The following is a 13,388-nucleotide window of genomic DNA, read 5'->3' on the forward strand; positions in this document are numbered from 1 at the left end:
CCCCGTGGGCGTGGGTTGACACCCCCGACGGGCGTCACAAATATAGGGTAGGCAAACCTAACTAAGGCAAGCTTCCATACTGTTCTCGTCGCGATTCACGCGGCGGGCCGGGCGCGCCCAGGAGGCGGCACGTTGCGACAGGGACCCTCCACGCCGGGCGGCGATCCAGCCGACCGCCGCCGGGAATTGATGAAGCGTCTGCTCGCCGGGGCAGGTCTCGCCGGCAGTTCGGGCGGAGGGGTCCCGGTCCGCGACCGGTCCGTCCCCGCGCCGCTGTCCCACGCGCAACACAGTCTGTGGCTGCACCACCAGGCGCACCCGCGCAGCACCTCCTACAACGGCTGCCTCGTCATCGAACTGACCGGACCGTTGGACGTCGCGGCCCTGCGGGTCGCCCTGCACGGCCTGGTCGTGCGCCACGAACTGCTGCGCACCGTCTATCGGATCGACGACGACGGTACGCCCCACCAGATCGTGGCGGAAGCTCCGCGTCCGGACATCCCGGTGCGCGACCTCACCGCGGTCCCCGCGGCCGAGCGGCGGCACGCGGCCGACGCCGCGGCCGTGGGACTGGCGTCGCTGCCGTTCGACCTCGCGCACGACCATCCGGTGCGTTGGGAACTGCTGCGGTTCGCCCCGGACGCGCACGCCTTGGTCCAGGTCGTGCACCACATCGCGTGGGACGGCGGCACCTGGGGCGTGTTGTCCCGCGACCTCGCCGTGCTCTACCGGGCGGCGACGGACGGCACCCCAGCCCCCGGCGTACCCGAGGTCCAGTACGCGGACTTCGCCGCCTGGGAGCGCGGCCGTCCGGCCGCGGACCCGGAAGGCACGGCGTTTTGGCGCGACCGGCTCAAGTCCCTGCCCGAACCGGCAGAACTGCCCGCGGACGGCCCGCGCCCCGCGGTGGGCGACGAGCGTGGCGGCCGCCGGGTCCGCAGCCTGGCGCCGGAACTCGCCGACCGGCTCGCGGCGTTCTCCGCCGCCGAGGGAACGACCGCGTTCACCACGGCGCTCGCCGGGTTCGCCGCGGTGCTGCGCCGCCACACCGGGTCGGACGACCTGCCGGTCGGCACCCTCACCATGGACCGCGGCCGCCCCGAGGCCGCCCGCCTGATCGGCAATTTCGGCAACACCGTGGTCCTGCGCTGCGACGTGTCCGAACCGCCGGGCCGCCGCGCCGCCCTGACCTTCCGTCAGCTCGTCGGGCGGACCGCCGAGACGTGCCAGGCCTCGTTCGCCCACCAGGACGTCCCCTTCGACGAGGTCCTGGACGCGGTACGCCCCCGGCGCAGTCCCGGCCGCACCCCCCTGTTCGACGTGATGTTCGGCCTGCTCGCGCATGAACTGGCCGAACTGGACCTGCCCGGGCTGACCGCCTCTTGGCGGCACATCCACAACGACACCACGCAGTTCGACCTCGCGCTCGAGTGCTTCCTGCGACCGGGGTCGCTGGTCGTCGAGGCCACCTATCGCGCGGACCTGCTGACCGCGGAGAGCGTCGACAATCTCCTGGCGCACTTCGAGGCCACCCTCGCCGCCGCCCTCGACTCCCCCGACACGCCTCTGACGCTGCTGGGCGACGCGGTCCTGCCGCCGCAACCCGCCGCCACCCCGGTTCCCCCGGGCGGCGTAGCGGCCTTGATCGACCGTCAGATATCCCACACCCCGGACGCCACCGCCGTTGTCGCGGAACGGACTCTCACGTACGCCCAGTTGGGCGACCGCGCCGCCGAGATCGACCGGATCGTGCGGGACGCCCTCGCCGCCGGGTCGGGCGACAACGCCCCGGGGGCCGGTGCCCCCGGCACCACCGACCCGGCGCCCGCCGCTCCCGCCGCCGCCGCGGCTCCTGCGGCTCCCGCGCCCGGCGCCCGTCCAGCCCGGGAACCCGTGGTCGCCCTGGCTCTCACCCGCTCCGCGGACCTTCCGGCGGCACTGCTGGCCGTCCTGCGGGCGGGGGCCGCGTACCTTCCCCTCGACCTCAACCAGCCGCGCGAACGCGTCGCGCTGATGCTCGCCGACGCACGGCCCGAACTGGTCCTGTGCGACGCGGCGACACCCGGCGACCTGCCGGTGCCGCCCGGCACCCGGCAGGTCCGGATCGACCTGCCCGCACCCGGGGAAGCTCCGTCCGGGGTCCCGGCGACGACCGCCGTGGCCCCCGGCGCCGCCGCGTACGTGATCTTCACGTCCGGCTCGACCGGGCACCCCAAGGCCGTGGTCGGCACGCAGGCGGCACTCACCAACCGCCTCGCGTGGGGCCGGGACGCGGACGGCCCGCGCATCCGCGTCGCCAAGAGCGCGCTGACGTTCATCGACGGCACCACCGAACTCCTCGGCGGCCTGGCCTCCGGGGACACCGTCGTCCTCGCCGACGACGCGACCGCCGCCGATCCGCGCCGCCTGGGCGCCCTCGTCGACGCGCACGGCGTGCAGGTCGTCACCGTCGTCCCGAGCCTGCTCGCGACGCTGCTCGACACCGCCGCGCCCGGGTCCCTGGACTCGGTGACCACGTGGATCTCCTCCGGCGAGGCGCTCCCGGCCGCCCTGGCCGACGCGGTCGCCGTACGGTGGCCGCAGGCCCGCATCGTCAACCTGTACGGCTGCGCCGAGGCGGCGGGCGACAGCCTCGCCCACACCCGAACCGCCCCCGGGCCGGTGGCGATCGGGCGACCCATCGCCAACACCCGTGCCTACGTTCTCGATTCCACCCTGCGACCGGTTCCCGACGGCGTTCCGGGCGACCTCTATCTGGCCGGCACCGGGCTGGCCCGCGGCTACCTGGGACGGCCCGGCGCGACCGCCGAGCGGTTCGTACCCGACCCGTTCGGCGCTCCCGGCGACCGCATGTACCGCACCGGCGACCGCGTGCGCCGGGACGCGGCAGGCGACTTGCGGTTCCTGGGCCGTGCGGACCACCAGGTGAAGATCCGCGGCGTGCGCGTCGAGCCCGGCGAGGTCGAGGCGCGGCTGCTCGAACTCCCGGGCGTGGCACGCGCGGTCGTGATCCCGGTGGCGGGCGGCGACGGTGCCCGGGCACTCGCCGCGTATCTGGTCCCCGCCGACGCCGCGGACGCCGCAGGCCTGGACACCGCGGCCGTACGCTCGGCCCTGTCCGCGGTCCTGCCGTCCGCATTGGTCCCGGCCTCCTTCACCCTCCTGGACGAACTGCCGCTCAACCCCAGCGGCAAGGTCGACCGCGCCGCACTCCCCCGCCCGCGGCCCGCCGACGACCGGCCCGCCGGGCGCGCCGCGGCGGACGCCCGCGAAGCCGCCGTCTGCGCCTTGTTCGCCGAGCTGCTGGGTGTCCCGGACGTCGGCGCCGACGAGGACTTCTTCGCCCTGGGCGGCCACTCGCTCCTGGCCGCACGCCTGGCCAACCGGCTGCGGGCCGCCCTGGGCGTGGAGATCTCGCTCGCCGACGTTTTCCGTACTCCGACGCCGCAGGCCCTGGCCGCCGCCGCGGCCCTGGCCGAGACCGCACGTCCACGCGTACGCGGCACCCGTGTGCCCGAGGACGTCCCGGCGTCGTTCGCGCAGGCCGGGCTCTGGCTGGAGGAGCAGTTGCGCGGCCCGTCGGCGGCGTACCACCTGCCACTGGCACTGGAGCTGACCGGGCAGGTGGACGTCGCGGCGCTGCGTACCGCCGTCGGCGATGTCGTGGCCCGTCACGAGGCGTTGCGTACGCTGTTGTCCGCCGCCGACCACGCGGACTGGCCCGCGCAACGCGTGCTCACGCCCGCCCAGGCCGCCGTGCGGCTGCGCTGCGACGTCGTCGACCTCGGCGACGCCCCGGCCGGGCGGGTGGCAGCCGACGTCGCCGCTTCGGTCGCGCGCCCCTTCGACCTGGCCGCCGACCTACCCTTCCGGGCGGCGGTGTTCACCACCCGTGAAGCCACGCATCTGGTGCTGACGCTTCATCACACCGCGGCCGACCGCTGGTCGTACGGTCCGCTTCTGGCGGACCTCGCCGCCGCGTACGCGGCACGCACCGGCACCGCGCGTCCAGCGGAACAGCCGCACGCCGCGGCGCCCGTCACCTACTCGGCCTACTCCGTCTGGCAGCGCGATCTCCTGGGCGCCCGCAGCTCGGCGCCTACCGGCCTGGCATCGCGTCAGCTCGACCACTGGACACGGGAGTTGGCCGGGCTTCCCGAGGAAGCCGCGCTGCCGACCGACCGGCCCAGGCCCGCCGAGCCTTCGCTGCACGGCGGTACGGCCGACGCATTGCTGCCCGCGGAGCTGACCGCGGCCTTGCGGACGCTCGCCCGCACCCACGACACCGGCCTGGCCACCGTTCTGCACGCCGGCGTCGCGGCCCTGCTGCACCGGGTCGGCGGCGGTGACGACATCGCCGTGGGCGTCCCCGTGGCCGGCCGGACCGACGAGGACCTGCACGACGTGGTCGGCCTGTTCGTCAACACCGTGGTCCTGCGCGCGGATCTGGCCGGCGAGCCTTCCTTCGGTGTGCTGCTCGACCAGATCCGGGACCGTTCACGGACCGCCTTCGCACACGCCGACGTGCCTTTCGCCTGGGTCGTGGACCGGCTCGCTCCGGCGCGCGTGCTGGGCCGCCATCCGGTGTTCCAGGTCTCCGTCGCGCACCACCGCGCCGAGGAGATCGCCTTCGCGCCGCCCGGCATCGCGGCGGAGGCCTACCTGCCGCCGACCGGCGCCGCCATGTTCGACCTGGACCTGCGGTTCGTCGAGACCGCGGAGGACGGCGTGCGGGTCCAGGCCGGCTACGCCGCCGACCTGTTCGACCATGCGACCGTCGCGGCGCTCCTCGACGGCTTGACGCGCCTGCTCACGCACGCCGCCGACGCCGCCCACACCCGTGTCGCGGACTTGAACGTGCTCACGGCGGCGGAACGCACGGCCCTCACCGCGCCTCCCACCGCCCGGACGGTCCCCGCCACCCGGGTGGACGAACGCATCGCCGCGCAGGCCCGGGCCACGCCCGATGCGGTGGCGCTCGTCGAACCCGACGGCCACGCGGTCACCTACCGCGAACTCCTGGACCGCGCCGACCGCCTGGCCTGCGTGCTGCGCGGCTTTGGAGTCCGCCCGGGCGCGGTTGCCGCGGTCGCGCTGCCACGGTCCGCCGACCTGGTCGCAGGGCTCCTGGCGGTACTGCGCGTGGGCGCGGCCTATCTGCCGCTGGATCCCGAGCACCCCGACGCCCGCTTGCTGGAGATGCTCTCCGACGCCGCCGCGGTGTGCGTGCTGACCAGCAGCGCGAACGCCGGACGGTTCGACGGGACGGGTGTACCGGTAGTCGCGCTGGACTCCCCGGAGGTGACGGCCGCTCTGGCCGCAGCGGCGCCCGGCACCGAGACGCCGCCGACTGCGGCGGTCCTTGGGGATGCGGCGTACGTGCTGTTCACCTCGGGCTCGACCGGCCGTCCCAAGGGCGTGGTGGTCCCGCACCGCGCGCTGGGCAACCAACTTGCCTGGGTTCAGGACGAGTTCCCGCTCTCTCCCGACGACCGCTTCCTGCACAAGGCCCCGGCCGGGTTCGACGTGGCGATCTGGGAAACCTTCTGGCCCCTGACGGCCGGGGCGGCCGTCGTCCTCGCCGAGCCGGGCGGCCAGCGCGACGGTGGCTACCTCGCCCGCCTGGTCCGCGAACAAGGCGTTACCGCAGCGCACTTCGTGCCGCCGATGCTCGACGCGTTCCTGGAGTCGTGGTCCACGGGCAGCGCCCCGACCGCCACCCCGGACGCCACCCCTGACACCGACAGCCAGTCCGGGCCCCCCGGGAACGTCCGCACGTCCGACGCCACGCCGAACGGACTCCGACTGCTGCTGTGCGGCGGGGAGAGCCTGCCTCCCTCGACCGCCGACCGGGCCGCGCGAGTGCTGGGCCTCCGCCCCCACAACACCTACGGCCCGACCGAGGCCGCGATCACCGCCACCTCGTGGTCCTCGCCTGGCGAAGACGGGCGCAGTGTGCCCATCGGGCGTCCCGTGTGGAACACCGGCGCACTGGTCCTGGACCGGCGTCTGGCGCCCGTTCCGACCGGGGTACCGGGCGAGCTGTACCTCACCGGCGACCAACTCGCGGACGGCTACCTGGGACGGCCGGGGCTGACCGCCACGCGCTTCATCCCGGCACCGTACGGGCCGCCCGGCGCCCGCATGTACCGCACCGGCGACCTCGTGCGCCGCCGCCCCGACGGGGCGCTGGAGTTCCTCGGCCGCACCGACGACCAGGTGAAGATCCGCGGCGTGCGGATCGAACCCGCCGAGATCGAGGCCCGCCTGACGGCCCGTCCGGACCTGTCGGCGGCGGTGGTCGCGGCCCGGCGGACCGCGTCGGGTGCGCCGCGCCTGGTGGCGTACGTCGTGCCCGAACCGGGCCGCGACGCCCCGGGTGCGGACGAACTGCGCGCCCACCTCGGCAGCGTGCTTCCCGAGCACATGGTCCCGACGGCGGTCGTCGTACTCGACGCGCTGCCGCTGCTGCCGAGCGGCAAGACGGATCGCGGCGCGCTGGCCGAGCCGGCGTTCGACGCCGCGACCCCGTCCGCCGAACCCCGCACTCCGGAAGAGGCCGTCCTCGCCGAGGTGTTCGCCACGGCACTGGGCCTGCCGGGCGTCGGTGTCGACGACGGGTTCTTCGCCCTCGGCGGCGACAGCATCGGGGCCACGCTCCTGGCGTCGCGGGCCAGGGCGGCGGGCCTGCCGTTCACGGTGCGCGACGTGTTCCGGAATCCGACGGTGGCGGCACTCGCACGGACGGCGCTCGCCAATCGGCCGCCGGCCGGCGCGGCGACGGTGCCCGCGGAGGCCACGCGGCGCGCGGTCGAGGTGTCCCCGGAGCAACGCCGGGCACTGGACCGCGCATTGGGCGGTGTCGGCGTCGCCGACATCCTGCCGCTGTCGGCGCTTCAGGAAGGCCTGCTGTACCTCCTGAAGACGGACGCGGCCTCGCGTGCCATCTATACCCAGCAGGTCGTTCTGGACCTGTCCGGGACGGTGGATCCGGACCGCATGGCCGATGCGGTGCGTGCCGTGTTGGAGAAGTACCCGAACCTGCGTGCCGGGTTCGTGCCCTTCGGCGATGCCTCGGTCGCGGTCGTGCCGCGCCGCTGGGAGCCGCCGTTCCACTTCACCGACGCCTCGGAGGCCGCTGATCCGGCCGCCGGGTTCGAGGAGTTCGCGGGCACCGAGCGGGACCGCCCGTGGGACCCGCTGCGCCCGCCCCTGATCCGGTTCGGCCTGGTCCGGGTCGGGCCGGAGGCGTACCGGCTGGTGATGACCTCGCAGGTGCTGCTGCTCGACGGCTGGTCGAGCGGCCTGGTGCTGACCTCGCTCCTCGCCGCCTACACCGACGCGGAGGCCGAACTCGCGCGTCCCACAGCTCCGTTCGGACGGTATCTGGACTGGCTGGCGGATCGTGACGCGGATCGTTCGCGGGCGGTGTGGTCGGCCTACCTCGAAGGCGTCGCCGAGCCGACGCGCCTGGCCCCGGCGGGGCACGACGCGGACGGCGCGACCGCGGAATCCGCCGAGGAGTTCGTCCGCACGCTGCCGACCGCGCTGACCGACCGGCTGGCCGCCCGCGCCCGGGCCGCCGGCGTGACGCTGGGCACGGTGTACGAGTCCGCGTGGGGCCTGCTGCTGGCCCGCCTGACCGGGCGCGACGACTGCGTCTTCGGGGCCCTGGTCTCCGGCCGGCACCCCGGGGTCGCGGGCGTGGAGACCACCGTCGGCCTGCTCTTCAACACGGTCCCGGTGCGGGTGCGGGTACGCCCCGACGAGGCGCCGCGGACGTTGTGGCACCGCCTCCACGAGGAGAAGTCCGAGCTTTTCGACCACCCGGAGCTGGGCCTCGCCGAGATCCAGGCCCGCGTCGGCGCCGGACCGCTGTTCGACACCTTCTTCGTGGTGCAGAACCTCCCGCTGCCGGACAGGGCGACCCGATACGGCCCCGACGGCGCGCTCCGCGTGCTCGACCACGAGGTACGCGACGCCACCCACTACCCGGTGTCGTTCGTGGTGACACCGGGCCGGGAGACCACCGTCCGCGTGATGTTCCACACCGGGGCGTTCGACCGCGACGAGGCCGAACGCCTGGCCGACCGGTTCGAACGCGTGCTGGCCGGTTTCGCCGAGGCCCCGGACGCCGCCTGCGCCCGCATCGACCTCCTCTCGGAGGCGGAGTCCCGGCAGGCGTTCGAGGCCTGGAACGACAGCGCGCACGATCTCCCGGACGTGACGATCGCGGAGATGCTGGAGGAGCAGGCTGCCGCCGAACCGGACGCGGTGGCCCTGGTGTTCCGACCCGACACCCCGGACGCGGTCACCTGGACCTACCGCGAACTCAACGAACGCGCCAACCGCATCGCCCGGCTGCTGCAGAAGCACGGCGCCGGCCCCGAGCGGCTGGTCGGCCTGGGCCTCGCCCGCACCCCGGACATGGTGGCGGCGTTGTTCGCGGTGCTCAAGACCGGCGCCGCGTACCTGCCCCTCGAACTCGACCTGCCCGCACAGCGCCTCGCGCTGCTCCTCGACGACGGCGACCCCGTCTGCGTACTGACCGCGCAGGCGGTGGAGCGGCAGGTCCCCGAACACCCCGCCGCCGCACGGGTCGTGATCGACGCGCCGGACACCGCCGCCGAACTGCTCGCGCTGTCAGGGGAAGACCTCTCGGATGCGGAGCGTCCGGGCTTCACCCGGGCCGATGCGCATCGCCTGGACCACCCCGCGTACGTCATCTACACCTCCGGCACCACCGGTCGCCCCAAGGGCGTGGTCACCCCCTACCGCGGCCTGACCAACATGCAGTACAACCACCGCCGCCACATCTTCGACCCCGTCGTCGCCCAAGCCGGACGACGCCTACGCATCGCCCACACCGTCTCCTTCGCCTTCGACATGAGCTGGGAAGAACTCCTCTGGCTCGTCGAAGGCCACGAAGTCCACATCTGCGACGAACAACTCCGCCGCGACGCCCACGCCCTCACCCACTACCTCAACCACCACCACATCGACGTCATCAACATCACCCCCACGTACGCGCAACACCTCTTGGACGAAGGACTGTTGACCGGCGAGCACCGGCCGTGCCTGGTGCTGCTCGGCGGTGAGGCGGTCTCCGACACGGTGTGGTCGGCGTTGCGGGAGACCCCGGGCGTGCTGGGCTACAACCTCTACGGCCCCACCGAGTACACCATCAACACCCTCGGCGCCGGCACCGACGAATCACCGACCCCCGCACTCGGCCGCCCGATCCACAACACGCAGGTCTACCTGCTCGACCACCACCTGCGGCCGGTGCCCCAGGGCACGCCCGGCGAGCTCTACATCGCGGGAGCCGGGCTCGCCCGCGCCTACCACGACAACGCGGGCCAGACCGCCGCCCGCTTCGTCCCCAACCCCTACGGACCACCCGGCACCCGCCTCTACCGCACCGGCGACCTCACCCGACACCGCCCCGACGGCACCCTCGACTACCTCGGCCGCACCGACCACCAAACCAAAATCCGCGGCCACCGCATCGAACCCACCGAAATCGAAACCACCCTCACCACCCACCCCCACATCACCCACGCGGCGGTCGTACCGCTGCCCGGACCGGACGGCGCCGCGCGGCTGGTCGGGTACGTCGTGCCCGACCCGGAGGCCGGGCGCGGCGCGGCCGGCGAGGCCGAGCAACTCGCCGAGTGGCAGCAGATCTACGACGCGGAGTACGCCGAGATCGGCACCGCGCTGTTCCGCGAGGACTTCGCCGGCTGGGACAGCAGCTACGACGGCCGCCCGATCCCGCTCCACCACATGCGCGAATGGCGGGACGCCACCGTGGCCCGCATCGCCGCGCTGGCCCCTGTGGACCGGCCGCGCCGCATCCTGGAGATCGGCGTCGGCACGGGCCTCCTGATGGGCCGTCTGGCGGCGGACTGCGAGGCGTACTGGGCGACCGACTTCGCGGCCCCGGTGATCGCCAAGCTGCGTGCCGATCTGGAGCGCGACCCCGTGCTCGCGGCGCGGGTGGAGCTGCGGGTGCGCCCCGCGCACGACCTGTCGGGTCTGCCCCAGGGCTTCTTCGACACCATCGTGGTCAACTCGGTGGCGCAGTACTTCCCGAGCGCCGACTACCTGACCGACGTCCTGCGCGGGGCCGTGGAACTGCTCGCGCCCGGCGGCGCGGTGTTCCTCGGCGACGTGCGGGACCTGCGCCTCGCCCGGATCTTCCACACCGCGATCCAGCTGGAACGCGCCGACGCGGCCGCGGACGACACCGAAGTACGCGCCGCCATCGAACGGTCCCTGGTCTGGGAGAAGGAACTCCTGGTCGACCCCGGCTACTTCGCGGCCCTGCCGGAACATGTGCCCGGGCTGGCGGGAGTGGACGTCCTGGTCAAGCGGGGCACCGAGCACAACGAGTTGTCGCGCCACCGGTACGACGCGGTCCTGCGCCGCGCCTCGGGCCCGGCCGACGACACCGGGGCGGCCGTCCCGGAGGCCACCGAAGTCCCCTGGTCCGACACCGGACTGGCGGACCTCGCCGACCGCCTGGCGACCGGCGCCGCGTCCGAAAGCCCGCAAGTCGCCGGAGGACGCGGCAGCGCGCCGGTGTCACTGCGGGTGACCGGCATCCCCAACGCCCGTCTCGTCGGGGAGGCCGCGGCCGCCGGGGTGCTCGCGGGCGGCGGCACCGTCGCCGAGGCACGCGAGGCCCGGGACCGGCGGCGTCCGGAGGCGGTCGAGCCGGAGGACCTGTACGTGCTCGGCGCGCGGCACGGCCACCACGTGGCGGTCACGTGGTCCGCGCATCCGGACGGCACTTGCGAGGCGGTGTTCACCCCCGACCGGGTGGCCGCCCGCGCGGTCGCGCCGTACACCCCCGGCGTGCTCAGGCCCACGCTGGCCGCGTACACCAACAATCCGGCCGCGACGCGCGAAGCCGGGACGCTTGTACCGCGCCTGCGCGAGTACCTGCGCGAGCGCCTGCCGGACTACATGGTGCCGAGCGCCTTCGTGGTGCTCGACCGGCTGCCGCTGACCGTCAACGGCAAGCTGGACCTGCGCGCGCTGCCCGCTCCCGAGGCGGCGGTACGCCCCGCCGGGCGGGCTCCGGAGACCGCCGAGGAGAAGGCGGTGTGCGCGCTGTTCGCCGAGGTGCTCGGCGTCGCGGACGTCGGCGCCGACGACGACTTCTTCGATCTCGGCGGCCACTCGCTGCTCGCCGCGCGGCTGACCGCCAAGGCCCGTTCGGTACTGGGCGTGGAGCTGAGCATCCGGGACGTGTTCGGCGCCCCGAACCCGGCCGCGCTCGCCGAGCGCATGGGGCCGCTCGGCGACCGCGACGCGTCGGACGCGCGTCCCGTGCCGGCGCCGCGTCCGCGGCCCGAGCACGTGCCGCTCTCGTACGCGCAGCGCCGCCTGTGGCTGCTCGGCCAGTTCGCGGACGCGGGCACCGCCTACCACGAGCCGGTCGCGGTGCGGCTGCGCGGCGCGTTGGACACCGAGGCGTTGCGGGCCGCGGTCCGCGACGTCGCGGCGCGGCACGAAGCGCTGCGCACGGTCTGTGTGGAGGCTCCCGGGGCCGGCGGGGACCCGGGCGACCATCTCGCTCAGCACCTGGTGTCCGCGGATCACCCGGCGTTCGACGTCGAGTTCGTGTCGGCGCAGGACTCCGGTAGCGAGAACACCCGCGGCGCATGCGGCAGCGGCGTCGACACCGAGACGCGCGTCACCGCCCTCGTCGCCGAAGCCGTGCGCCGACCGTTCGACCTGGCCGCCGATCCGCCCTTGCGCGTCTCGGTGTTCACGACGGCCCCGGACGAGCACGTGCTCCTTGCGGTGTTCCACCACATCGCGGTCGACGAGTGGTCGTTGCGGCCCTTCGCCCACGACTTGGCGGCCGCGTACGCCGCTCGCCACGCGGGCAGCCCGCCCGACTGGGACGACCTTCCGGTCCAGTACGCGGACTTCACCCTCTGGCAGCGTGACCTGCTCGGCGACCCGGACGACGCGGACAGCTTGCACGCCCGGCAACTCGCCTACTGGCGCGAGGAACTCGCGGGCATGCCACAGGAAGTGCCGCTGCCGACGGACCGCCCGCGGCCGACGCTGGCCACGTACCGCGGCGGCACCGTCGAAGCGATGCTGCCCGCGGATGCGGCCGACCGGCTGCGGGCCATCGCCCGTGCCTCGGGGGCGAGTTCGTTCATGGTGTTCCAGAGCGCCGTGGCGCTGCTGCTGCACCGCCTGGGCGCCGGGGACGACATCCCCCTCGGCAGCCCGGTCGCGGGCCGCGACGACGAGACGCTCGGCGACCTGATCGGGTTCTTCGTCAACACCGTGGTGGCGCGGGCCGATGTGTCGGGCGACCCCACATTCGCCGAACTCCTCGCCCGGATGCGCGAGACCGACCTGCGCGCGTTCGCGCACCAGGACCTGCCGTTCGAGCGGCTGGTCGAGGCCCTCAACCCGGTGCGCTCGCAGGGCCGGAACCCGCTGTTCCAGGTCATGGTCGGCTACCAGAACCAGGCCGTGGGAACGGTCGACTTCCCCGGTTTGGCGGTCGAAGGGGCGCGGTTCACGCCGCCCACCGCGAAGTTCGATCTGGACTTCGTGTTCCGCGAGACCAGCGACACCGGCGCCCCGGTCGGGCCGCTGGAGGTCGCGATCGAGTACGCCGCCGACCTCTTCGACGCGGAGACCGCCGAGACCCTGCTCGCCCGGCTGGTACGCCTGCTGGAACTGGTCGGCGAGGCACCGGACCGCCGCATAGGCGACTACGAACTGCTCTCCGACGCGGAGTCGGCGCAGGTCCTGGTGGCCTGGAACGACAGCGCGCACGACCTGCCCGACGTGACGATCGCGGAGATGCTGGAGGAGCAGGCTGCCGCCGAACCGGACGCGGTGGCCCTGGTGTTCCGACCCGACACCCCGGACGCGGTCACCTGGACCTACCGCGAACTCAACGAACGCGCCAACCGCATCGCCCGCCTGCTACAGGCGCACGGCGCGGGGCCGGAGCGCGTGGTCGCGCTGGGACTTGCGCGTACGCCCGACATGGTGGCGGCGTTGTTCGCGGTGCTGAAGACCGGCGCCGCGTACCTGCCCCTCGAACTCGACCTGCCCGCACAGCGCCTGGCCCTCCTCTTGGAGGACACCGGGCCGGTGTGCGTGCTGGCCGCCGAGGCGTCCGCGGACCGCTTGCCCGAGGACGCGGAACCGCTGCTGCTGGACGCGCCCGAAGTGGCCGCCTTCGTCGCGGCGTTCTCGGGTGCGGATCTGACGGATGCGGAGCGTCCGGGCTTCACCCGGGCGGACGCGCATCGCCTGGACCACCCCGCGTACGTCATCTACACCTCCGGCACCACCGGTCGCCCCAAGGGCGTGGTCACCCCCTACCGCGGCCTGACCAA

At 74.1% G+C, this 13,388-nt stretch carries 1 protein-coding gene; it reads left to right on the top strand.

The window, feature by feature from the left end; translation table 11 throughout:
- Window positions 1-189: 189 nt before the first annotated feature.
- A partial coding sequence (locus ACWD12_RS34270; protein WP_450102852.1) for an amino acid adenylation domain-containing protein occupies window positions 190-13,388 on the top strand: 13,199 nt, incomplete at its 3' end.

Source organism: Streptodolium elevatio, from assembly GCF_053592165.1.